The 21,120-nt window shown below is 62.2% G+C and carries 26 protein-coding genes and 1 tRNA gene; 16 read left to right on the forward strand and 11 right to left on the reverse strand.

Features of this window, described 5'->3' with window-relative positions:
- Positions 1-9 precede the first annotated feature (9 nt).
- Positions 10-348, reverse strand: a complete 339-nt coding sequence (locus tag LN047_RS09480) for a P-II family nitrogen regulator (protein ID WP_006218735.1) — start codon at positions 346-348, stop codon at positions 10-12.
- Positions 349-1,022: 674 nt separating this feature from the next.
- Between LN047_RS09480 and LN047_RS09485 the strand changes: the two genes are divergently transcribed.
- The 9 genes from LN047_RS09485 (at position 1,023) to LN047_RS09525 (ending at position 8,511) form a co-directional block, all read left to right on the forward strand.
- Positions 1,023-1,298, forward strand: a complete 276-nt coding sequence (locus LN047_RS09485; RefSeq protein ID WP_056315890.1) for an accessory factor UbiK family protein — start codon at positions 1,023-1,025, stop codon at positions 1,296-1,298.
- Positions 1,299-1,415: 117 nt separating this feature from the next.
- Positions 1,416-2,942 carry a YifB family Mg chelatase-like AAA ATPase gene (locus LN047_RS09490; RefSeq protein WP_373981586.1) on the forward strand — a complete coding sequence of 509 codons (1,527 nt, stop codon included), beginning with the start codon at positions 1,416-1,418 and terminating at the stop codon, positions 2,940-2,942.
- Between the two features lie 309 nt (positions 2,943-3,251).
- Positions 3,252-3,449, forward strand: a complete 198-nt coding sequence (gene rpmI / locus LN047_RS09495; RefSeq protein ID WP_008159912.1) for a 50S ribosomal protein L35 — start codon at positions 3,252-3,254, stop codon at positions 3,447-3,449.
- Between the two features lie 17 nt (positions 3,450-3,466).
- Positions 3,467-3,826: a 50S ribosomal protein L20 gene (gene rplT, locus LN047_RS09500; RefSeq protein WP_006218741.1), complete on the forward strand. Its 360-nt coding sequence runs from the start codon at positions 3,467-3,469 to the stop codon at positions 3,824-3,826.
- Between the two features lie 77 nt (positions 3,827-3,903).
- The gene (gene pheS / locus LN047_RS09505; protein ID WP_056315894.1) at positions 3,904-4,926 is read left to right on the forward strand and encodes a phenylalanine--tRNA ligase subunit alpha; all 1,023 of its coding nucleotides are present in this window, start codon (positions 3,904-3,906) and stop codon (positions 4,924-4,926) included.
- A gap of 13 nt (positions 4,927-4,939) precedes the next feature.
- Entirely contained in the window at positions 4,940-7,357 is a 2,418-nt protein-coding gene (gene pheT, locus LN047_RS09510) for a phenylalanine--tRNA ligase subunit beta (protein ID WP_279990414.1), read from the forward strand.
- 2 nt (positions 7,358-7,359) lie between these two features.
- The gene (locus LN047_RS09515; protein ID WP_081101104.1) at positions 7,360-7,698 is read left to right on the forward strand and encodes an integration host factor subunit alpha; all 339 of its coding nucleotides are present in this window, start codon (positions 7,360-7,362) and stop codon (positions 7,696-7,698) included.
- 58 nt (positions 7,699-7,756) lie between these two features.
- A complete protein-coding gene (locus LN047_RS09520; protein WP_152383968.1) occupies positions 7,757-8,191 on the forward strand; it encodes a MerR family transcriptional regulator in 435 nt (144 codons plus the stop codon).
- Positions 8,192-8,434: 243 nt separating this feature from the next.
- Positions 8,435-8,511 (forward strand) — tRNA-Pro (locus tag LN047_RS09525).
- Positions 8,512-8,589: 78 nt separating this feature from the next.
- Here LN047_RS09525 and LN047_RS09530 read toward each other — a convergent pair.
- On the reverse strand, positions 8,590-8,802 hold the full coding sequence (locus LN047_RS09530) for an integrase (RefSeq protein ID WP_373981587.1): 213 nt from the start codon (positions 8,800-8,802) through the stop codon (positions 8,590-8,592).
- A 230-nt stretch (positions 8,803-9,032) separates the two neighbouring features.
- Here LN047_RS09530 and LN047_RS09535 point away from each other — a divergent pair, with 230 nt between their 5' ends.
- The 5 genes from LN047_RS09535 to LN047_RS09555 all read left to right on the forward strand — a co-directional run bounded on the left by LN047_RS09535 (position 9,033) and on the right by LN047_RS09555 (position 12,585).
- Positions 9,033-9,326, forward strand: coding sequence for a hypothetical protein (locus LN047_RS09535; RefSeq protein WP_373981588.1), 294 nt, complete (start codon positions 9,033-9,035; stop codon positions 9,324-9,326).
- Between the two features lie 429 nt (positions 9,327-9,755).
- Complete coding sequence (locus LN047_RS09540; RefSeq protein WP_373981589.1) at positions 9,756-10,058, forward strand: hypothetical protein; 303 nt, start codon at positions 9,756-9,758, stop codon at positions 10,056-10,058.
- A 229-nt stretch (positions 10,059-10,287) separates the two neighbouring features.
- Positions 10,288-11,556 (forward strand): LPD38 domain-containing protein, encoded by a 1,269-nt coding sequence (locus LN047_RS09545; protein WP_373981590.1) that lies wholly within the window; start codon positions 10,288-10,290, stop codon positions 11,554-11,556.
- A gap of 64 nt (positions 11,557-11,620) precedes the next feature.
- A complete protein-coding gene (locus LN047_RS09550) occupies positions 11,621-12,031 on the forward strand; it encodes a M15 family metallopeptidase (RefSeq protein WP_373981591.1) in 411 nt (136 codons plus the stop codon).
- Positions 12,028-12,585 carry a DUF2514 domain-containing protein gene (locus LN047_RS09555; protein WP_373981592.1) on the forward strand — a complete coding sequence of 186 codons (558 nt, stop codon included), beginning with the start codon at positions 12,028-12,030 and terminating at the stop codon, positions 12,583-12,585. Before LN047_RS09550 ends, LN047_RS09555 begins: the two co-directional genes overlap by 4 nt.
- Before the next feature lie 117 nt (positions 12,586-12,702).
- Here the strand turns inward: LN047_RS09555 and LN047_RS09560 are convergent, their stop codons facing one another.
- The 6 genes from LN047_RS09560 to LN047_RS09585 form a co-directional block, all read right to left on the reverse strand.
- On the reverse strand, positions 12,703-13,281 hold the full coding sequence (locus tag LN047_RS09560; protein ID WP_373981593.1) for a DUF4276 family protein: 579 nt from the start codon (positions 13,279-13,281) through the stop codon (positions 12,703-12,705).
- Positions 13,282-13,283: 2 nt separating this feature from the next.
- Positions 13,284-14,501 (reverse strand): AAA family ATPase, encoded by a 1,218-nt coding sequence (locus tag LN047_RS09565; protein ID WP_373981594.1) that lies wholly within the window; start codon positions 14,499-14,501, stop codon positions 13,284-13,286.
- Between the two features lie 172 nt (positions 14,502-14,673).
- On the reverse strand, positions 14,674-14,904 hold the full coding sequence (locus LN047_RS09570; protein WP_373981595.1) for a hypothetical protein: 231 nt from the start codon (positions 14,902-14,904) through the stop codon (positions 14,674-14,676).
- Positions 14,905-15,091: 187 nt separating this feature from the next.
- Complete coding sequence (locus LN047_RS09575) at positions 15,092-15,574, reverse strand: hypothetical protein (protein ID WP_373981596.1); 483 nt, start codon at positions 15,572-15,574, stop codon at positions 15,092-15,094.
- A gap of 314 nt (positions 15,575-15,888) precedes the next feature.
- Positions 15,889-16,464 carry a hypothetical protein gene (locus LN047_RS09580; RefSeq protein ID WP_373981597.1) on the reverse strand — a complete coding sequence of 192 codons (576 nt, stop codon included), beginning with the start codon at positions 16,462-16,464 and terminating at the stop codon, positions 15,889-15,891.
- 358 nt (positions 16,465-16,822) lie between these two features.
- The gene (locus tag LN047_RS09585; RefSeq protein ID WP_373981598.1) at positions 16,823-18,094 is read right to left on the reverse strand and encodes a putative Na+/H+ antiporter; all 1,272 of its coding nucleotides are present in this window, start codon (positions 18,092-18,094) and stop codon (positions 16,823-16,825) included.
- 351 nt (positions 18,095-18,445) lie between these two features.
- Here LN047_RS09585 and LN047_RS09590 point away from each other — a divergent pair, with 351 nt between their 5' ends.
- Positions 18,446-18,667 carry a hypothetical protein gene (locus LN047_RS09590; protein ID WP_373981599.1) on the forward strand — a complete coding sequence of 74 codons (222 nt, stop codon included), beginning with the start codon at positions 18,446-18,448 and terminating at the stop codon, positions 18,665-18,667.
- Between the two features lie 182 nt (positions 18,668-18,849).
- Here the strand turns inward: LN047_RS09590 and LN047_RS09595 are convergent, their stop codons facing one another.
- The 3 genes from LN047_RS09595 to LN047_RS09605 all read right to left on the reverse strand — a co-directional run bounded on the left by LN047_RS09595 (position 18,850) and on the right by LN047_RS09605 (position 19,894).
- A complete protein-coding gene (locus LN047_RS09595) occupies positions 18,850-19,074 on the reverse strand; it encodes a CrpP-related protein (protein ID WP_373981600.1) in 225 nt (74 codons plus the stop codon).
- A 121-nt stretch (positions 19,075-19,195) separates the two neighbouring features.
- On the reverse strand, positions 19,196-19,417 hold the full coding sequence (locus LN047_RS09600; RefSeq protein ID WP_056315910.1) for a hypothetical protein: 222 nt from the start codon (positions 19,415-19,417) through the stop codon (positions 19,196-19,198).
- A 234-nt stretch (positions 19,418-19,651) separates the two neighbouring features.
- Entirely contained in the window at positions 19,652-19,894 is a 243-nt protein-coding gene (locus LN047_RS09605; protein ID WP_152383971.1) for a CrpP-related protein, read from the reverse strand.
- Between the two features lie 241 nt (positions 19,895-20,135).
- Here LN047_RS09605 and LN047_RS09610 point away from each other — a divergent pair, with 241 nt between their 5' ends.
- Positions 20,136-21,050: a PhzF family phenazine biosynthesis protein gene (locus LN047_RS09610; RefSeq protein ID WP_373981601.1), complete on the forward strand. Its 915-nt coding sequence runs from the start codon at positions 20,136-20,138 to the stop codon at positions 21,048-21,050.
- Positions 21,051-21,120: the final 70 nt, after the last annotated feature.

Below are 21,120 nucleotides of genomic sequence, written 5' to 3' on the forward strand. Positions count from 1 at the left end.
TTTATTTATTTACAGCGCAGCTTCGCCGGCTTCGCCAGTTCTGATACGGATGACTTGTTCAAGGGGGGCGGCGAAGATCTTGCCGTCGCCGATCTTGCCGGTGCGGGCGGCTTGTTCGATCGCTTCGATGACCTGATCGACAAGGTGATCGGGCACGGCGGCCTCGACCCGCAGCTTGGGCAGGAAGTCCACGGCGTATTCCGCGCCGCGATAGAGTTCGGTGTGGCCCTTCTGGCGGCCAAAGCCTTTGACTTCGGTAACGGTCAGGCCCTGGACCCCGATCCCGGACAGAGCCACCCGCACTTCGTCGAGCTTGAAGGGCTTGATGATGGCGATGATGAGTTTCATGGCATTTCCTCTCATGGTTGCACGCACCGTGGTTAAAGCAATATCCGTGCCATGTTGGACAGCGCCGGGGATGGCCGGGAAAGGCGCAAATGTTGTGCGGGAAGGCACCATCATGGTGCGCAATGCACCGTGGAGCGGCCTCTTTTTGGTGCGCAACAATGGGTATCACCGTCATGCAACCAGATGTATGCCGCACGAAGGATTTGTAGCCATTTAATGCGGACGTGTCCGGCATGTCCGCGTGCGTGCCGCCGCATCGGCACGTGCGTTGCGCCGGCTCCGCAGGCCGCTCAGCGTTACCGGCTGCGGCTCCGCGCATGCAGCGCGGGTTTCGGGGCCGACCGCGTTTGCCCCAAAGCGCGTCAAATTGGGGGGCGAGCCTGATACGAGGGTTTACACCGATCGGCTTGTTGGCAGGGGTGGGGTCGAGAAGAATCGAAACCAGGACGTGTATCGGGCAAACGACCGATGCACAGCGCGGTCTCAGCGACCGGCGGCAAGGCTAGTGGTGTTGGTAGGGGGTTGCCGTCAGGCAGCCCGGTTTTCTCCTGTGCTTTGAAGGGCGGTCACCGCATGCGGCCCGCCCTTTTTTTTTGCGGCGGCGCAAGCGGGGCGGCCTGAACCCGGCAACCAACGCACTACACTTGAGGCATTCGGAACATCGAGAGGCAACTATGAACAATCGCACCCAGTGGATGGAAGACCTTCAGAAGAACATTTCCGACCTGATCGCGCGCAGCCCGGCGGCTGACGTCGAGCGCAATGTGCGCGCCATGATGACGCAGGCGTTTTCCAAGCTGGATCTGGTCACCCGCGAAGAGTTCGACGTGCAGGCGGATCTGCTTGCCCGCACGCGCGCCCGCGTCGATCAACTGGCTGCCCAGGTGCAGCAGATGGAACAGCGCCTGACCGGGCTGGACAAGGGGCCGGCCACCGGGCTGGACAAGTAAGCAAGCCCCGCGCGCCCGCTTTGCGCGGGCCCTGCGCGAGATCGTTTTGTCACGGCCGCTTCCCGCGGCCGTTTGTTTTTTGCGGATACTGGCGGCCCGAACCATCCGGAGACCGTCGTGACGCTTGCTGTACTTGCCAGCCGGGCCCTTTGCGGCATGCATGCCCATGCGGTCCGCGTGGAAACGCACCTGGGGCCCGGGCTGCCGGGTTTCAACGTCGTCGGGCTGGTCGACACCGAAGTCCGGGAAAGCCGCGAGCGGGTCCGCGCGGCCATCATCAACAGCGGTTTCGAATTTCCGGCGGGGCGCATCACCGTCAACCTGTCGCCGGCGGACATGCCCAAGGAGTCCGGCCGCTTCGATCTGCCGATTGCGTTGGGGGTGCTGCTGGCGTCCGGGCAGTTGGCTGCCCCCGCGCAAGACAACGCGCCGGCCGGCGCACCGGATCCCGCGCTGGCCGGGCTGGTGCTTGCAGGCGAACTTTCCCTCACCGGGGCGCTTGTGCCCGTCGCCGCGCCGCTGGTGATCGCCCTGAGCGTCGCCGGGGACGCGCCCGACGCCACGCTTATCCTGCCAGCCGGCAGCGCCGAGCAGGCCGCCTGGGTTCCCGGCTTGCGTGTGCTGTCGGCCCGTTGCCTGGCGGACGTGGCAGCCCACGCAGCGGGCGTCTGCCTGCTTCCCATTGCCGTGCCCGCGCCGTGGCCGCCCGCCGCGCCCGTCCCCTGTCTATCGGATGTGCGGGGCCAGCCGGGCGCGCGGCGGGCGCTTGAAGTCGCGGCGGCGGGCGGCCACAGCCTGTTGATGCTGGGGCCGCCCGGTGCGGGCAAGAGCATGCTGGCCGCACGCCTGCCGGGCCTGCTGCCGCCGCTGGCGCGCAATCAGGCGCTCGAAGCGGCGGCCGTGGCGACGATGGCCGGAATGCCCGATATGCTCACCGGGCAGCCGCCGTTCAGGGCGCCGCACCATTCGGCGTCGGTAGCCGCGCTGGTCGGCGGCGGCGGGCGCCCGCGGCCCGGTGAAATCAGTCTGGCGCATCACGGCGTGCTGTTCCTCGATGAGCTTCCGGAATTCAGCCGCCGCTCGCTCGAGGCGCTGCGAGAGCCGCTGGAGGCGGGCAGGGTGGTCATCTCGCGGGCATTGCACGCCGCGCAGTTTCCGGCCCGTTTTCAGCTCGTGGCCGCCATGAATCCCTGTCCTTGCGGCTGGCGCGGCCATCCGGCGCGCACGTGCGCCTGCACGCCGGATCAGGTGACGCGTTATGCGGGCAAGATATCGGGACCGCTGCTGGACCGGATCGATCTGCATGTGGCCCTGCCGCCGTCCGATCCCGCCTGGATGACCGCGCCGCCCGGCGAATCGTCGCAAGCCGTCCGCGAGCGCGTGGTCCGCTGCCGTGAACGCCAGATGGCCCGCCAGGGCAAGATCAACGCCGGGCTGGCCGGGGCCGAGCTGGACGAATTCTGCGTGATGGATGCCGATGCCCAGACGCTGCTGCAGCAGGCCATGCGCCGCCTGACAGGCTCGGCGCGGGCGATGCACCGGGCGCTGCGCGTGGCCCGCACGATCGCGGATCTGGACGGCCAGGCAGTGCTGGCGGCCAGTCATGTCGCGCAGGCGGTGCAATACCGGCGTACGGGGGTATGATCCCCGGGCGGCGTCGGCCCTGCGATCCCGTTGTTCCCGGTGTACGCGCTGACTCGACAAAGTCCAGGAAATCACCATATAATCAAAGGCTTTTCCGGATGTGGGTCAGTTTTGTCCGCCTTCGGGAAACAATCGCGAAACCGCCTGGCCGGCTGCTTTATCGAATGGATGCATTTCGTTCGGAGCCGGCTTTTCAGATTTCGCGAACCCCCCAGAAGTGGCAACAGGTCTACAAGTTTTGGCGTCTTTGGCGCCAAGCACCTGGCGTCATGTAAATCAACAATGTGTGTTTTAGTTTAGGGAATCATCATGCCCAAGATGAAAACCAAGAAAAGCGCCTCCAAGCGCTTTAAGGTGCGCGGCAGCGGCTCCATCAAGCGTGGTCAGGCGTTCAAGCGTCACATCCTGACCAAGAAGACCACCAAGGCCAAGCGTCAATTGCGCGGCTCTGCGGCGGTTCATGACTCCAACGTGGCCTCCGTCAAGGCCATGATGCCTTTCGCTTGATCTAAGGGAGATCTACTATGCCTCGCGTCAAACGCGGCGTAACTGCCCGCGCACGTCACAAGAAAGTCATTGCCGCCGCCAAGGGTTACCGTGGCCGCCGCGGTAATGTGTTCCGTATTGCAAAGCAAGCAGTCATGCGCGCTGGCCAATACGCCTACCGCGACCGCCGCAACAAGAAGCGTACGTTCCGCGCTCTGTGGATCACGCGTATCAACGCGGCCGTCCGTGAGCATGGCGTCAGCTACAGCGTGTTCATCGCTGGCCTGAAGAAGGCTTCGATCGAACTCGACCGCAAGGTCCTGGCCGATCTGGCCGTGCGCGACAAGGCCGGCTTTGCCGCCATCGTGCAGCAAGCCAAGGCTGCCTTGGCTGCCTGATCGCGCGCTTTAACTCATCGCGCATCGCTGCAAACGGGGCTGTAATGGCCCCGTTTGCGTTTTGAAGGCTGGATTTCATGACTCGATTGGTTGACGACCTGGTAGCCCAGGCGCAAGAACGGTTCGCCGCGGCTACGGATGCCGCCGCGCTTGAGAACGCAAAAGCTCGCTTCCTGGGCAAGGAAGGCGCCTTGACGGTGCTGCTCAAAGGCCTGGGCAAGCTCGATCCCGAGCAGAAGCGAGAGGCCGGCGCACGAATCAACCAGGCCAAGCAGAAGATCGAAGAGCTTCTGACCTCGCGCCGTGCCGAACTGGCGCAGGCGGAGCTGGATGCCCGCCTGGCATCCGAAACCATTGACGTCACCCTCCCGGGCCGCGGTCGCGCGCCGGGCGGTATCCATCCGGTGATCCGGACCTGGGAACGCGTGGAAGAAATCTTCCGTTCCATTGGCTTTGACGTGGCCGACGGCCCCGAAGTGGAAAACGACTGGACCAATTTCACCGCATTGAACAACCCGCTGGACCATCCGGCGCGTTCGATGCAGGACACGTTCTACGTCGACATGAACGACGCGGACGGTCTGCCGCTGCTGCTGCGCACGCACACCAGCCCCATGCAGGTGCGTTATGCCCGCATGCACAAGCCGCCCATCAAGGTCATCGCGCCCGGGCGCACCTATCGCGTCGACAGCGACGCCACGCACTCGCCCATGTTCCACCAGGTGGAAGGGCTCTGGATCGCCGAGGACATCTCGTTTGCCGATCTGAAGGGCGTGTACACCGATTTCCTGCGTTGCTTCTTTGAAAGCGACGATCTGGTCGTGCGATTCCGCCCGTCGTTCTTCCCGTTCACGGAACCGTCCGCCGAGATCGACATGATGTTCACCTCGGGTCCCAACCGCGGCCGCTGGCTGGAGATCTCCGGTTCTGGCCAGGTGCATCCGCAGGTGGTGCGCAATTTCGGGCTGGATCCCGAGCGCTACATCGGCTTTGCCTTCGGCTCCGGACTCGAGCGCCTGACGATGTTGCGCTACGGCGTCAACGATCTGCGCCAGTTCTACGAAGGCGATTTGCGCTTCCTGCGCCAGTTCAACGAATAACAGACGGCTGATCATGCAATTTCCCGAATCCTGGCTGCGTACGCTGGTCAATCCTCCGATCGCAACCGATGAACTCGCGCACCGGCTCACGATGGCCGGCCTGGAAGTCGAAGAAACCGAACCCGCCGCGCCCGCCTTCTCCGGCGTGGTCGTCGCGCACATCGTCGAAATCGCCCCGCACCCGGACGCCGACAAGCTGCGCGTTTGCCAGGTCGACGACGGCTCGGGCGAACGCCTGCAGATCGTGTGTGGCGCGCCCAACGCGGCCGCCGGCCTGAAGGTGCCGCTCGCCCGCGTGGGCGCGGAATTGCCCGGCGGCATGAAGATCGGCGTGGCCAAGATGCGCGGCGTGCAGTCCTCCGGCATGCTGTGCTCGGCGCGCGAACTGGGTCTGTCGCAAGACCACGCGGGCCTCCTGGAACTGCCCGCGGACATGGTGCCCGGCCAATCCATCCGCGAAGCGCTGGACCTGGACGACACGCTGTTCACACTCAAGCTGACGCCCAACCGCGCCGACTGCCTGTCGATTCTGGGCGTGGCGCGCGAAGTGGCCGCGCTGACTGGCGCGCCGCTGTCGGTGCCGACCGCCGCTGCCGTGCCCGTCACGCTCGATGAGCGCCTGCCCGTCAAGATCGAAGCGCCCGACCTGTGCGGCCGTTTCGGCGGCCGCGTCATTCGCGGCGTGAACGCGCGCGCAGCAACGCCCGAGTGGATGAAGACGCGCCTTGAGCGCGCCGGCCAGCGCTCGCTGTCCGCGCTCGTCGACATCTCCAACTACGTCATGCTTGAACTCGGCCGCCCGTCGCACGTGTTCGATCTGGACAAGATCGGCGGCGACATCAGCGTGCGCTGGGCACGTGAAGGCGAAACGCTTGAACTCTTGAACGGCCAGACCGTCGCGCTCGATCCGAAGGTCGGCGTCGTCGTCGCGGGCGATCAGGTCGAAAGCCTGGCCGGCATCATGGGCGGCGAAGCCACCTCGGTGACGCTGGACACGCAGAACATCTATCTCGAAGCCGCATTCTGGTGGCCGCAAGCCATTGCCGGCCGTGCGCGCCGCTTCAAGTTCAGCTCCGAGGCCAGCCACCGCTTCGAACGCGGCGTGGACTACGCCAGCATTCCCGAGCACATTGAATTCATCACCCGCCTCATCGTCGACATCTGCGGCGGCCAGGTGGGTCCCATCGACGACCAGATCGTCAATCTGCCGCAACGTCCGCCGGTGCGCATGCGCCTGGCGCGCTGCCATCGCGTGCTGGGCGTGCCGGTCACGCGTGAGCAGGTTGCAACCATCTTCGGCAGTCTGGGCCTGGACTACGCGGTCGAGGGCGACGACTTCATCGTCAATCCGCCGTCGTACCGTTTCGATCTGGAAATCGAAGAAGACCTGATCGAGGAAGTGGCTCGCATCTACGGTTTTGAAAGCATCCCCGACGTACCGCCGATGGCGCGCGCCAAGATGTTCTCGCAGCCCGAAGTGCGACGCGGCGCGCATGCGCTTCGCCGTCTTGCGGCCGCGCAGGACTACCAGGAAGTCGTTAACTACAGCTTCGTCGAAGCCGACTGGGAACGCGATTTCGCGGGCAACGACAACCCCGTGCGGCTTGTGAACCCGATCGCCAGCCATCTGTCGGTCATGCGTTCCAGCCTGATCGGCGGCCTGGTCGCCAACATCCGTCACAACGCCAACCGCAAGCAATCGCGCGTTCGCCTGTTCGAACTGGGACGCGTGTTTTTCCGCGATGCGTCGGCCGAGGACGGTCCGCTGCAAGTGGCGGGCGTGCGCCAGCCCATGAAGCTCGCGGGCGCAGCCTGGGGCCCGGCGGCGGAAGAACAGTGGGGCGTGCCCACGCGCCAGGTGGACTTCTTTGACGTCAAGATGGACGTCGAGTCGCTGTTTGGCGCACGCGGCCGCCGTCTGCGCTTCGAGGCTGCGGCGCATCCCGCGCTGCATCCCGGCCGTGGCGCGCGCGTCATGCTGGACGGCAAGCATGTGGGCTGGATCGGCGAATTGCATCCGCGCTGGGCGCAACAGGCCGACCTGGCGCATGCGCCGGTGGTCTTCGAGCTGGACGTGGACGCGCTGTCGGAAGGCGAATTGCCGCAGGTGCGCGAGCTCTCGCGCCAGCCCGTCGTGGTGCGCGACCTGGCGCTGTGGGTCGACGAGGATGTGACGGTCCAATCCATGCTCGATACCGTCGCCAAGGCCGTCAAGGCCGATGCGCAACTGGCCGTTGTGCAGGATGCGCGCGTGTTCGACGTGTGGCGCGACAAGGCGCAAGGCAGCGAACCGGTCGCCGAGAAAAGCCTTGCGTTCCGTTTCTGGCTACAGGACACTGAGGTCACTTTGGACGAAGCCCGCGTGGCCGACTGCCTCGCGCGCATCAAGGAAGCCCTGGTTGCCGCGCACGGCGCGCGCCAACGTGGCTGAACATGGGGACCAGTATGCTTGCCGAGCAACGCACCCTCACCAAGGCCGAGCTGGCCGAGCTGCTTTTCGAGCGGGTCGGCCTGAACAAGCGCGAAGCCAAGGACATTGTCGATACGTTCTTCGAGGAAATCCGCGACGCCCTGGCGCGCGGTGATTCCGTCAAGCTCTCGGGTTTCGGCAACTTCCAGGTGCGCGACAAACCGCCGCGCCCTGGCCGCAACCCGAAGACCGGAGAAACCATTCCCATCGCGGCGCGGCGTGTCGTCACCTTCCACGCCAGCCAGAAACTCAAGAGCGTGGTCGAGCAGGCCGTTCCTACAACGCCCGACGCCGCGGAGTGATACGCTTTGTCGGTAATTGTTATCGGCGCACCACGCATCGCGCGCATAAAATCCGCTTATGACACGTACTGAATCCACCGTTACCTTACCGCCCATTCCCGCCAAGCGTTACTTCACCATCGGCGAAGTCAGCGACCTGTGTGGCGTCAAGCCTCATGTGTTGCGGTACTGGGAACAGGAATTCACTCAGCTCAAGCCCGTGAAGCGCCGCGGCAACCGCCGCTATTATCAGCACCACGAAGTGCTGCTCATCCGCCGCATCCGTTCGCTGCTTTACGAACAAGGCTTCACGATCAGCGGCGCGCGCAATCGCCTGGGCGATGCGCGCGACGTGCCGCACGACCAGGACGCCGCCGTGCGCCTGTCGGGCACCGAGATGCAGTCGCTGCGCGCGGAACTCGGCAACGTGTCGGCGATGCTCGCCGAAGCCTTGGGAACGACGGTCACCAAGCCCGCCGCTGCTGCGACGACGCAGACCGCGCCCACTGCCTGAGCCGTTTCCTTCGCGACGCATCGGTTGCAATCCAGACTTTGATTTCAGTGCCCGCGACGCGCGACCGCCATCATGGCAGCGCGCGTTGCAGCTAGTCTTGCCTTGCGCTTCGCGCGCGCCGCTTCATCACTTTGCACTGATGTGAACGGCGAACGCAAAGCGCAAAATTTTTTCCGGTATTCAGCACTTTTTTTGCACCAATGCGTGCAAACATTTTTTAGTTCTGCTATACTCTTTTTCTTTCGGGGCGTAGCGCAGCCTGGTAGCGCACTTGCATGGGGTGCAAGGGGTCGCGAGTTCGAATCCCGCCGTCCCGACCAGCAATACCCTAGGGGGTTAGTGATAGTAATCACTAACCCCCTTTCTCATTGTGGGGACTTTTGTGGGGACATCCCCATTCAAGCCACCCGTCGCTTGAGCATCGTTAACGCCGGACTGCGCGTGTCGGTTGCTGCAATGCGATTTGCATACTCAATCAGCTTATTAAGCTCCGCCGCTGAGTAGTGCGAGGTGATGCTGCCGTCTGTATGACCCAGCAACGCTTTGCGATCCTCCTCGGGCACGTCCGCCGCGCGCAGGCGCCTACCGAACGTGTGCTTCAAATCGTGCACCCGCAGGCTGGCAAATCCCGGGTGCGGCGCAGCGCCGTGATCCTTCTTCCATTGCGCTGCGGCTCACTGCCTCGCGGGAACATTTATCTGATCCTCTTTTACCGTGCCTTGAAGTTGGCGTCCCGCGCGACGGCGCTGTCTTCTGCTCCCTCACAGACCCCCGGCGCACGACGCGCGTCCGTGACCAGCCCCCTTGGGCTAGGATGCTGGATTCAGAAAGGACGGGCACCATGGATAGGAACCCCTCGCTTGTGACTGGCCTTGAAAGCCGGCTCGCCGTTGCGCAAGAGGCCGGTAAAGCAGACCGGTTGATGGTCGTTGAAGGCTTGGGCCCGCATTGGTTTTCGGACTATTGGCCCTCTCTCGCTATCGCCTGGTTGGAGGAAGGATTTCCGATCGATGCAGAAATTGCAGGTCTTCTTGAGGCTGCATCGAACAATAAGGCTCTGTCGCAGCAATTACGGCATAAGGCCGTCGCCCTGTTGGTCGCCTGGAGACGGGCGCAACTGGTGCGCGGCCAATAAAGGCACGTGCCTGGGCGTTGTCGCGCCAAAGTCGCTGATGCGCGGTCCGCGCGCGGTAAACGCAACGGTCGGAGCCTTGGTCGGGCTGGGCAGGGACAAGGCGTTATTCAGTCGTGGTGGTCACACGCGCGGGCCTTTCATCAAGAACTTGATGCAAGGCTGCATGAGCAAGTTCCCTTGATCCTTGGGCGTGCCCGTCGCCATGACTCGGCGCAGGATGGTCAGCGTGTGGCGCAGAGCCTCGTCAGTCCTGTCCTGCAGGAACGATGGGGGACGTTGCGCAGGAGGCTGGCCTGGTCGATCCTAGCGCCCGCCAATTGTGGGAGAGGAGTTCTACGTCCTGTTCTACCGCGTCATGGAGGACGATGCCACCGGCACGATGGGCCCGGCCAGATTGGCGGCCTGGTCGGCCAGCAGGCCTACAAGCGGTTGAAGGTCGGCACCGACAAGCTGGGCGACCTAGTCGCCAACACGGTGTCGAACTGGTCCCACCTGCTTTCGGCCAGCATAAAGAACCTGGCAGCGCAGGGCGCCCTGCAGGAGGCGGAAAAGCTGGGCATTGTCTCGCGCGTGCGCCAAGCGGAGCGCGGGAGCGTGCGGGCCATGTTCAACGGCCAGGAGCGTCACTACCTCGTGGACGATCCGCTGGTGATGAACGCGCTGACGGCGCTGCACCACGTGGGGGCCAAGACCCCTTCACCAAGGCGGCCCGCAGGTTCAAGCAGGCCCTGACCGTGGGCGTGACGATCAGCCCGACGTTCCACGTGCGCAACCTGCTGCGCGACACCATCCAGGCCATGTCGATCGACAGCAATCTGTCCGTCAACCCGCTGCGCAACTTGGCCGAAGGCTGGAAGGCGGCGGGGTCCGAAAGTGACACCTGGCGCCGGCTGATGGCGGGCGGCGGCGCAGTCCGGTTCGGATCCTTCAACGATGGCACGCCCGCAACGTCAAGCGTCTGGTGGACGAGCTGGGCGCCCACCTCGACGACGTCATCACGTCGCCCGCCGGTATGGGGCGTGCGTTGCGCAAGGCCTTCGACTGGTACCAGGAAACCGGCGACAGGGCGGAGACGATCAACCGCGCGGCGATCTACCAGCAGGCGCGCAAAGCCGGGCGCAGCCACTTGGAGGCCGGCTACGCCGCGCGAGATTTAATGGACTTCACCGCCGGCGGCACGTTCTCGGCAATCCGCCTGTTGTCCCAGGTCGTGCCGTTCTTCAACGCACGCCTGAAGGGCATGTACAAGCTAGGGCGCGGCGCTGCCGCCGACCCCGCGCGCTTTGCCGCGGTGACGGGCGCGGTCGCGATGGCGTCGGCGCTGCTCTACCTGGGCATGAAGGACGACGACGACTACAAGCAGCTGCCGGACAGGGCACGCAACACGTTCTGGATCACCAAGCTGCCGGGCACCAACCAGTTCGTCTACATCCCCAAGCCGTTCGAAATTGGTGCCCTGGGCAGCGTGGTCGAGCGCGGCACCGAGCTGGCGTTTGGTGGTGATGATTTCCGCCTGGGCGACTTTGGGCGCACGGTGGGCGCCATCCTGACGGAGCAGCTATCCATGAACCCTGTGCCTCAACTGGTGAAACCCGCCATGGAAGCGGCGTTCAACTATGACTCCTTCCGCGAGCGCGACATCGACAGCGTGGGCCAGCAGCGCCTGCCAGCTGGCGATCGCTTCACGGCATCAACTTCCGCCGGCGCGGTGGCGCTGGGCCGGGCGCTGGGTGTCTCGCCACAGCGGATCGAGCACCTGGCGCGCGGGTACTTCGGCTGGCTGGGCACCCAGGCGCTGAACGTATCGGACTATCTGGCACGGCCGCTGTCGGGCTTGCCGGAGAACCCCCGCCGCGACCTTGGCCGCGTAGACAACTGGTTCTTGGTAGGCGATTTCGTGAAGGAGGCCGACCCACGAAGCAGCAAGTACATCCAGCGCTTCTACGACGAGCTGCGGGAAGTGAACCAGGTCTATGCGGCGTATTCGCAGGCCCGGGAGCTGGGCGACCTGGAGCGCGCGCGCGAGCTGGCCGGCGATGACCAGCTACGCGTGCGCGCTCTGTTCAAGGCTGCGGATAGCCAACTGCGGGACGTGAACACCAGGATCAAAGCACTGGAGCGCGCCGACCTGCAGCCGGAGGAGAAGCGCGCTCAGCTGGATCTGCTGTACCGCGCGCGCAACCGGCTGGCGATGCTGGCGGACGAACATGCGCGGGCCGCACGCCCGTGATGGCACCCAAACCTTTCTGAGCAACGGCGCGCCTACGGGCGCGCCTTTTTTTTGAGGAGCAACTATGTCCAGATTCACCTTGTCGGCGCGCAGCTTGCAGCGCCTGGAGGGGGTACACCCCCAGCTTGTCGAAATCGTCAAACTGGCGATTCAGAGAACTGCGGTGGATTTCACGGTAGTCGAAGGCCTGCGGACGCCCGAGCGCCAGCGCGAGCTGGTCGCCGCAGGCAAGAGCCAGACGCTGAACGGCCTTCACCTCAAGCAGCCCGACGGCTACGTCCATGCCGTCGATCTGGCGCCGCTTGTCGGTGGCGCCATTCCGTGGAACGAATGGGCCAGGTTCAAAGAGTTGGCCGACGTGGTGAAGGCCTGCGCCGCGGAGCTGGGCGTGCCGGTGGAGTGGGGCGGGGACTGGAAAACGTTCAAGGACGGACCACATTTCCAGTTGCCGCGCGGCTGGAAGGCGGCAGCATGATGGCCGCCGGTACGAAGCTTCTGAAGCTGATGACCGGCTGGCGGGGGTATGTGGCCGCTGCGGCAGGTGGTGCATTGCTGGTGGGCGGTGCAGCTTGGACCGCGCAAGGCTGGCGATATCACGCTGAAATCGCCGGTATCGAACGCGACTATGCAAAAGCAAAAGACGACGAAGCGCAGGCCACCATCGCCGCTATCGAGGCGGCAAGAACCGAAGAAAGACGGCGCACCCATGCCGTGGAGAAACAGCGAAATGACGCACAAAAAATGGCCGCTGCTGCGGCAGGGGACGCTGCTCGCGCTCGCGCTGAGCGCCGCGGGTTGCTCGAGCGCGCCGACGCGCTGGTTAGCGCCGCAGCAGGTCGCGATCCCACCCTTACCGACGGAAGCCCGGCAGGAGCCGACGCCGTCGATCTGCTCGCCCACATGCTCGGACGGGTTAGCCTCCGAGCTGAGGAGCTCGCAGGAATTGCGGACACTGCCCGAATCGCCGGGCTAACTTGCGAGCGCGCGTATGACAAGGTGAGGAATAGTCCGCGAACTGACCAACCCTGAAGTTGCGAGCAGGGCTCGATTTCGTATAACGAACACGCCTTCCAACAGCGGAAGTACAGACATTGACCACGCTGCCCTTACAAATCACACGGTTCGAATATGACTTGAGCGGCATGCTCACCGGACGGTGTTGCCTTCACCGTTTTGCACTAACATCCCGAGCGGGCGGAATGATGGACACTTGCGATGGACTGTTTCAAGGTCAATGTGCTCCGCGATTTTGGCATTGTGAATCGTGTTCACATATAGTGGGCGACCACGCTCCCTCGTTAGCGCCTCAAGTGCTTCCTTTGGATCGTTCTGGCTTTCCGGGTGCAAAATTTCGCGGTTGTTTCCCCTCCATCTGGGGATAACTTTAGCTAGAGCGGTAAGATCTGATAGCAACCACGCTTCAATTTCTTGGACCGGAACCAATACGCATGTGGGCTGAGTCAGATTGGCTGGAATAATCACCTTGTCCATCACAGATTGTCGTCTCTCGTCCTGATCGTCGCGATCCGAGTCGTAGCAAACGACAAACCGCGTACATTCCTCGGCGAGCATTCGAAGATCGCGAGCCCCTTTTCGCAATAGGTCTCCGCAGCCGCGGTAACCTTTTGCCCGGAAACTGGGCGCTGTGCTTTTCTTGTTGAGACGTCGAATGAAGGTCTTCAGTGTGTTGACGTCCGAATCGTCTTCAGCCAGGATTCCGTACACGATCAGAGCGACTCCAAATACTCGGCAAGCGTACCTTCGTCTTGGAGGTAGCGACGGGCTTGCGCAATTTGGTTCTGGGTTAAAGGAGTGACGGACGAGTGACCCTCACGTAGCTCGACGATTCTTACGTTTTCAGGCGTGGTCATATTGAATACGTCTGGCGAGTGACTCGTGACGATGCACTGGAGATTATCCCGGTAAGCGTCCAAAATCGACATCACCCTACGCAGCATAGCTGGATGGAGACCGTCTTCCGGTTGCTCAACAAGAGCGATCGAAAACGAATCAAAGATCATGTGCGCCATCAATTGAACAATGCGCTGAGTGCCCATTGATAGGTCTCGAAAGCGTACAGCCTCCTCACACTGAGCAGGATAGAATCCAACCGAAAATATCGTTTTGGTTTTTGCAACGTCGTTAGCCGACACTTCAGAAGAATCGACACGATACGAAGCTGATTCGCCGGTTTTCTCCTGAGTGGGTACGTAGCGAACTATTCGAATACGATCGATGACTCCAAGGGAGGAAGGACCGAGAATCTCGGCGAATTCGTCAAATTTATCTCGATTGTTTAACCATGCATCAAGCAGCAGCAAGTTCGCTTCGAGATCACTATCGATCGACGTCTTGCCAATTTTCTTCCACGAGGTGTACTCCATCCAGCTAAACATCCTGGATGAGCCCCCTGGGGACAGGTCGGCCGGTCGAAGTGGATAGTATTTGATGCCTTCGAGAAATGCAGACAGCGTGTCGAGTTCAGCCTTCAGCACGGGTGCATTGTGTCCGCCGTAGAACGATAGAATCGTTTGAATCGCGCCAGCGGTCGGGGGAATTGTCAAAGTCTCCTGGCCGAACACCGAAAGCGTGGCATCCTCACGGTCGAATAAAGACGTGACGGTATTACCGTCCTCTACAACCAGCCGTTCTCGGACATGATTGGTGAATTCGAAATTACCATCAACCTCTTCAAAATCTTCCCAGCGCTGCACTTCATAGACATACTGCTTCGAGCCGAGACTGATCTCTAGCTGGACGTGCCCTTCGTCCGATTTCAGCGCAGGGAGTTCAGGTAAGCCACCTTGTGCAGCCCAGAGGAGCGCGTGCAGGATATTGGTCTTGCCTGCGCCGTTGTAACCGAGCAAGACGACCATCTCGTCTAGTCCCGTAAGGCTAACGTTGCGGCAGGTCCGAAAGTGGATGATGTTGGCTGAGACAAGCATGTATTGGCAATCCGTGGGCGGCGCGCGGTGGCTTCGCCCCAATGTAGGGTAACTTCCGATCATACATGGAGCCCGTGGAATTTGGTGCGATGCCCGTCAATTCGTGCGGCTGAGGCTGGGTTTGACGCCATTCGACGAGGCGATGAGCCCCCATTGAACGGGAGACGAGTGGCTAGACTGTATCGGTACCAATCCACTGCATCCACCAGCCCTGGTAGTACCGCCGCCCGTCGATCTCCTCGAAGCCGCAGACCATCATCCCCCTGTCCGAGCAGAAGGTGAGCAACTCGGGCTCGAGCAGGCCCGGAATCGGGCCTTTCTCGGTCGCGCCAAACTTGGCAAGGCCGTCCATCGTCATGACGCGCACTTGGCGGCGCATGTCCTCGCGAGTGATGGAGTGCATGCGAACGGTGCCCCGGACGGCCGGCGAGGGTCGTTGTCTCGACGCTTCTGGCCTAGGTAGTGGGTGCGGACGACGGAGCAAAGCATGCTTCTGTTGCGATTTTGCTGTATGAATATACAGTATATGGCAGCAGAATCGGGGTCAGGTCATCGGAGTGGCGACCAGCTTGCCGGAAGGGCGGGAAACATCACAGTTCGTGCAGAGGCACAGGCCGAGCCTCCACTTCCCGCCGCCACTTCCTGCTGGCGGCTAGGCGTTCGTCGACAGGGTTAGCTTGTTCAGGTTGCTTGTAGTGCCTAAGTATCCAGTCGATCCTACGACGTCTTGTCGCCACGAAGGCGTTAGCCTTTTCAACGCGCTGCCCGTGATATGACCAGGCGTTCATGTGGTCTTGTGCCTCCTGCGCGGTGACAACCTTTCCATCGATCTTGCAAACGGCCTCGCCAGACACCCACGACACCGAGCTCGTCTTCGGCAAATTCGACAGCATCAATTCTGACGTAACCAGGGTGTCGATTTCATCATCTAGACGCTGATTCAATACGAACTTGTCTATGAGCTTCCAAAGGAGGCCGTCGCGAAGTACCAATAAGGCGGGCTGGATCACATACACCCCGACGCCTGCAACTGCCAGCTTGCCGAGGTTGGCCCAAGTGATTAGATCGTTCATTGAGATCAAGTGGAATGGATTGGTGACAGGGAGATCTGCCTATCACGCTACTATATGGCGGCTGGAAATTAGACTGTCCAATATCTCGTCCTAAACGCACCTAAAAAAAGCCCACACTTACTCTGAGGACCTTGAATTCTCCGGTGGCGCCTTCCTGATTCGAACAGGCGAGCTTTTGATTACGATGGTGTCGTGGCGCGGCCATATATCGTACTCGCCGAGGGCGCCCGGCCTGGCCACGCCGAACTTTTTGAGCAGCTGCTCGGCGTTTTTCAGCGTTTGGAAGTGGCTGCACTTAGACATCCCTCCAAAACTCAAGCGGCGTCTGCCTCTGGTTGCGCCTTAGCTCGCTTGCTCGCGTTCGCCTCTTTAATGCGGGTGAGCAAGGCTGGCTCGGGCTTGACGCGGATTTCCTGGCCCGTCGATAACACTGCCACGGCATAGAACTGATTGAAGTTGACTCGGCCGTTGGATTGCTGAAATTTTCCCTTGCTGTTCAGGAATGTCTGAAGCGGGGCAAACCAATGCGCATATTCGCCGTCATCAATCAGCTTTGGCAATTGAGGATTTTGGGGGCCGTCGAGCAGTTGTATCCACGTACCCACGTTCTTTCCCCTGCGGCCCATTCTCCAACCGAACCCGGTTACCTTAGCGGGACGCCGGCCTTTGTTGACCACGTGGAAAGTCAGATACTCAGGCGTCGGCCCTTTCTCGCCGCGTGTGACCATCACTCGGATTCCGGCAGTGAAGCCGATGTAATAGCGATCTGGTCGAAGGGCAAGCCACAACGAAACGCCAACAGCAGCGGCGGTCACCACCACACTCAAGCACGTCGCGATCGCCCCAATAATTTCCCATTCATCCTTTGAAAATCCCAGCATGGTCGTCATGCCCAGCCCTTTCGCTCTGTAGAATTTGGGCTTATAGCGCAGTTCGCCCACGCTGCGGGATTTTTGCGGGACTTCGTTGAACTTCGTAGGGCGGTGTTGAGCACGGTTTGCAGCGAGCGCAGCACCTAAGTTATTGAAATATCAGTGATTTTTATTTTGTCTCTTGCATGGGGTGCAAGGGGTCGCGAGTTCGAATCCCGCCGTCCCGACCAGTAGTTCCAAGGCCGTTAGTGAGAAATCACTAACGGCCTTTCTCATTTCTTCGGCATTATTCTTGAGCTGCAAATTGCAGAGCTCAAATTATCGGGTTTGATAACCGGGCCCGAATACCGGGCCCGATGACCGACCCAAATCCCCGCTACAGCAAAAGCAACGCGCCCGCCGCAACTGCCGTGGGGCCCAACGCGCCGAGCAGCAGTCCGCCGATGCTGATGGTTTCGTCTGAAAAGCCCCGCTTTAGCAGTGCCACGCCCGCAGGGTTGGGGGCGTTTGCGATGACCGTCAAGCCGCCGCCGGCGACGGCGCCCGCCACCAGCATGTATTTCGATTCGTCGGAGATGCCGTCGATCAGCGAGCCCAGATAGGTCAGTGCGGCGTTGTCGGTGATCGCGGTGAGCGCCAGGGATCCGAAGAATAGTGCGATGGGTTCCAGGCTGGAGACGATGGGCTGCAGCCACCACGCCTGCATGCCTCCCAGGATGACGAGGCCGGCCAGGAAGAAGCCAACGAGCAGCGCCTCTTTGAGGATCAGCGGATTCTGATGCCGCTCATAGGCTTGCGTGAATCCCAGGAACATCAGGAACAAGCCAAGAAACGCGACGGGATGGTGCGCCAGGGCAACGACCGCGGCCAGCACGACCAAGTGGACGATGACCACGGTGATCGGCACGGGAGGGCGCTCGGACCGGGTCATGCTTTCGGCCGGCAGTTGAAGCAGATACTTGCGCATCATGAACGTGGCCACGGTGGCGTTCACGACCACGGCAATGGCGGCTTTCCAGCCGAAGGTGGCCAGCATGAACGCCGAGTCCCAATTCCAGGTGGCCGCGACCATCAGAACGGGGGGCGCGGCGTAGGCGGTCAGTGTTCCCCCGATCGAAATGTTGACGAACAGCACGCCAAGCGCGAAGTACTTGGGAACGGCCGGAACCGACGGCCGAAACAATTGCGGGGCAAGCATGAGGGCCGCAATGGTCATGGCGGCCGGCTCTGTGATCAGGGATCCCATCAGCGGAACCGCGGCAAGACCCAGCCATGCGGTGGCGACGGAGGTATGGAAGGGCAGGTTCTTTGCGATCAGGTTGACGGCGACCATGACCGTCTGGAGGACCGGGCGGGATGCCGCCACGACCATGACCACAAATACGAAGAGCGGTTCGGTGTAGTTGCGAGACTCGGCGTAGGCGAGCGCTTGATCTCCACCGGCGACTATCGCCATGACGATCAGAAGCACAAAGGCCCAAAAGCCGAAGACGATCTCGACCTCGCCGAGCAGGTGAAACAGGCCGGCGTGGCGGGGATAGCGGTGGGAGAGCCGCTCGAACTGTTTGACCGTGAAGGTGTGGATCAGCGCCAATGCAAAGATGATGGCGGCTGCGATGTCGAGGGCATGGGGGATGCTGGGCTGCATGGACGCGCGGGCTCCTGCGTGGCGGCCCGACCAGCGCGTTGACCTGCCAGCGCGAAGGAATTCGCCTGACACCCAGCCCGGTAGTGTATCTCGATCGCGGATTTCGGCCTACCCCATCGCGGTGGCCGCTGCGGGACACGATCGCGACGAGTGATGTATTTCAAGAGGCGGGGCGAGAATTCATATTGTTCCTATCGACACACCTTTTGTATTTCCGGATATTGGCCAGGTTATCAATCGACGGGGCGATCGAATGGTCCAACGGTCAATCGCATGCATGGTTCTTGAAACTGCAGCAGTCGGCGCTCTTGCAAAGGCGCTGGCTGTGCCGCGTCAGTTCAGGAGTTAGCGATGCGCTGCAAAGGGCTGGCCGGGCGTTTGTTCAGTCACGACTTCCGGCCGGTGTTTGACACCGCGGCGGTCGGCACCGCGCCGCCGAAGGCGAAAGCACTGGTCTCAGGGTCGTCTCGTGACTCGAATAACGTCGTGGGCGCAACGTCATCGATGGGCGATCGCTTTTACAACGGCCATGTATGCGTGCGCTGCGGGTACAAGATCATCCGGGAACTGTAATGCGCTCGCGCAGCAAGCGCGCTTGACGGGGACAGCGCGGAGAAATTGAAGCGGCGGAAAGGGCCGCAGCGGCTAGAGGGAGGGAGTGTGCGGAGCCGCCCTCTACTTGATCGAATGACAATCACGCCGCTGCGGCAATCGGGTTCCAGCAAACCCCGTTCCCGGCAGCGGTTCAGACGTGATCAGTCCAGCGATTGTTGCAATATCCGGCGGCGGCGAAGCTCGGCAAGGCGGGCTTCGTTTTCCTGATGCCAGCCGGCCTGCCACGAGGACAATCTGGCGCGCCAAACAGGTAGCGATTCGCCGGTATGGCTGGGCATGTTGGTTTCTTTCATGAGGGGGCAGGCAGATAGCGGCACACCATATCTGGCGGCTTCCTGGCCGGCTCTGTGAACGGGGTCATCCATTCGCGCCTCCTCGTGGGAAAGGTCCTGAGCCAAAAGATGAGCGCGATCGCCATCCTTGTCCAGAAAAGTTACGCGCAGAAATAGCGGGATGGATCATCGTCCGCACGGCCTTGCCACGCGGCTACAGATGCACCCACTGCATCCACCACCCCTGGTAATAGCGCCTGCCGTCGATTTCCTCGAAGCCGCAGACCATCATGCCGCGATCGGATCCGAAGGTGAGCAGTTCGGGCTCGAGCAGATCGGGGATAGGGCCTTTCTGCGACGCGCCGAACTTGGCCAGGGTGTCCAGCGTCATGACGCTGATGTAGCGGCGCATGTCCTCGCGCATGATGGAATACATGCGGACCGTCCCGGTCACTGCAGGGGCGGGATCGTTGTCGTTGCGCTTCCGGCCCAGGGTGTGGGTTCGGATGACGGTGCATCGCATGATGAAACTAAAAATACTGTATGAATGTACAGTATATGTCGATAAAAACGGGGCCGATTCATTTATCCCGGTTTCGTATCTGCACCGCGACATTTGCTCGCCATGCCAAATGCAAAGCGCCCCGGAGGCGGGGCGCATGTCAACGAGTCAATTGCACAGCCGCGCCATCGCGCGCGGCACGTAGCGGAAACGGCCGCCAGGGGGCGCTTGGCCGCCGCCCGTTGCCTCCATCCATCCGGCTTCCCAGGCTTCGACCTTGTCGCTCCACTCGGAGATCGATTCGCCGGTATGGCCCGGCATGGCGGCGGCGCGATAGAACGGGCAATCCCACAGGGTCAAACCGTCTCGGGCTGCTTGTGCGCCCAGCTTTTGGATGTCTTCGCGTTGCATTGCAACCTCCTCCAAAAGTAGTTGGTCGGGACGCAAAGTATTCCGCAGCGACCTGTGATTTTCAATAGTGTTGGCGCACCAAGCGGGGCGGTGCGGCCGTCATGGCGGCCACGTCTTCCTTGGTGTCGAAAGGCGTCTGTTATGCGTGCAATTTCGCGGCTCTGTGCCTTTTCACGTTCGCGCCGCGGCACGCACAATCTGGGCTTGCCGCCCGTGTCGGGTGGATCTTGAGGATGTTTGGATGCGCTACCGCTACGTGACGGCCGATGTGTTCACCGGCCATGCTTACCTCGGCAATCCGCTGGCTGTCGTGCTGGACGCGCAGGGTCTGGACGCGCGCCAGATGCAGCGGATCGCACGCGAATTCAACTATTCGGAAACCAGCTTCGTGATGCCGCCGCAAGACCGTGCCCATACCGCGCACGTGCGCATCTTCACGCCGGATCGCGAGGTGCCGTTTGCCGGCCATCCGAATGTGGGCACTGCGGTCGTGCTGGCGCGCGAGCAGATCGCGGCCGGGTTGCCGGCGCCGCAGGCGTTCGTGTTCGAGGAAGAAGCTGGCCTGGTGCGCATTGCGTTGACATACGGGGAGCACGGCCTGCAGGGTGCGCAGCTGCGCGCGCCGCAGCCGCTGTCGCGCGGCAGCGAGGCGCCGTTGGACGCGGTGGCCAGGGCGCTGCGTCTGGATTGCGCGGACATCATGGTGTCAACGCACGCGCCGATGGTGGCGTCGGTGGGCTTGCCGTTCTTGGTGGTGCAGGTTGCCAGCCGCGACGCGCTGCGCCGCGCGTCGCCCGATGCGGCGGGCTACGCGGCCTTGATGCCGCAACTGGGCGCGAAGTCCATCTATGTCTACACCACCGACACGGCAAGCGAGGCGATGGATGCGCCTACCGATATCCAGGCGCGGATGCTGACGAGCCGCATGACCGAAGACCCCGCCACGGGCAGTGCGACGGCGGCCGTCACGGCGCTGCGCGCCTCGCTTGCGGGCAAGGGCGCCCTGCGGCTGCGCGTGGGGCAGGGCGTTGACATGGGACGTGCAAGCCTGTTGCTGGCGCATGCGGAGCCGCGGGAAGACGGCGTGTGGGCCAACGTGGCCGGACAGGCGGTGGTGGTGATGGAAGGCACACTGCCCGCGCCCCCGACCGATTGACAAGGCGGTGCGGGGTTTGCGGGCGGCAGGGCGCCTCGTGTAAGCTGCAGCGCATGAACGCACCACACCT

Origin of the sequence: Achromobacter sp. JD417, assembly GCF_041879325.1 — a bacterium.
Taxonomy (GTDB): Bacteria; Pseudomonadota; Gammaproteobacteria; order Burkholderiales; family Burkholderiaceae_B; genus Achromobacter; species Achromobacter mucicolens.

Excerpts from the sequence above, each read along its gene's own strand:
- LN047_RS09480 (WP_006218735.1), bottom strand. The coding sequence starts at position 348 with ATGAAACTCATCATCGCCATCATCAAGCCCTTCAAGCTCGACGAAGTG.
- LN047_RS09485 (WP_056315890.1), top strand. The coding sequence starts at position 1,023 with ATGAACAATCGCACCCAGTGGATGGAAGACCTTCAGAAGAACATTTCC.
- rpmI (WP_008159912.1), top strand. The coding sequence starts at position 3,252 with ATGCCCAAGATGAAAACCAAGAAAAGCGCCTCCAAGCGCTTTAAGGTG.
- rplT (WP_006218741.1), top strand. The coding sequence starts at position 3,467 with ATGCCTCGCGTCAAACGCGGCGTAACTGCCCGCGCACGTCACAAGAAA.
- pheS (WP_056315894.1), top strand. The coding sequence starts at position 3,904 with ATGACTCGATTGGTTGACGACCTGGTAGCCCAGGCGCAAGAACGGTTC.
- pheT (WP_279990414.1), top strand. The coding sequence starts at position 4,940 with ATGCAATTTCCCGAATCCTGGCTGCGTACGCTGGTCAATCCTCCGATC.
- LN047_RS09515 (WP_081101104.1), top strand. The coding sequence starts at position 7,360 with ATGGGGACCAGTATGCTTGCCGAGCAACGCACCCTCACCAAGGCCGAG.
- LN047_RS09520 (WP_152383968.1), top strand. The coding sequence starts at position 7,757 with ATGACACGTACTGAATCCACCGTTACCTTACCGCCCATTCCCGCCAAG.
- LN047_RS09535 (WP_373981588.1), top strand. The coding sequence starts at position 9,033 with ATGGATAGGAACCCCTCGCTTGTGACTGGCCTTGAAAGCCGGCTCGCC.
- LN047_RS09550 (WP_373981591.1), top strand. The coding sequence starts at position 11,621 with ATGTCCAGATTCACCTTGTCGGCGCGCAGCTTGCAGCGCCTGGAGGGG.
- LN047_RS09555 (WP_373981592.1), top strand. The coding sequence starts at position 12,028 with ATGATGGCCGCCGGTACGAAGCTTCTGAAGCTGATGACCGGCTGGCGG.
- LN047_RS09565 (WP_373981594.1), bottom strand. The coding sequence starts at position 14,501 with ATGCTTGTCTCAGCCAACATCATCCACTTTCGGACCTGCCGCAACGTT.
- LN047_RS09570 (WP_373981595.1), bottom strand. The coding sequence starts at position 14,904 with ATGCACTCCATCACTCGCGAGGACATGCGCCGCCAAGTGCGCGTCATG.
- LN047_RS09575 (WP_373981596.1), bottom strand. The coding sequence starts at position 15,574 with ATGAACGATCTAATCACTTGGGCCAACCTCGGCAAGCTGGCAGTTGCA.
- LN047_RS09580 (WP_373981597.1), bottom strand. The coding sequence starts at position 16,464 with ATGACGACCATGCTGGGATTTTCAAAGGATGAATGGGAAATTATTGGG.
- LN047_RS09585 (WP_373981598.1), bottom strand. The coding sequence starts at position 18,094 with ATGCAGCCCAGCATCCCCCATGCCCTCGACATCGCAGCCGCCATCATC.
- LN047_RS09590 (WP_373981599.1), top strand. The coding sequence starts at position 18,446 with ATGCGCTGCAAAGGGCTGGCCGGGCGTTTGTTCAGTCACGACTTCCGG.
- LN047_RS09595 (WP_373981600.1), bottom strand. The coding sequence starts at position 19,074 with ATGGATGACCCCGTTCACAGAGCCGGCCAGGAAGCCGCCAGATATGGT.
- LN047_RS09600 (WP_056315910.1), bottom strand. The coding sequence starts at position 19,417 with ATGTATTCCATCATGCGCGAGGACATGCGCCGCTACATCAGCGTCATG.
- LN047_RS09605 (WP_152383971.1), bottom strand. The coding sequence starts at position 19,894 with ATGCAACGCGAAGACATCCAAAAGCTGGGCGCACAAGCAGCCCGAGAC.
- LN047_RS09610 (WP_373981601.1), top strand. The coding sequence starts at position 20,136 with ATGCGCTACCGCTACGTGACGGCCGATGTGTTCACCGGCCATGCTTAC.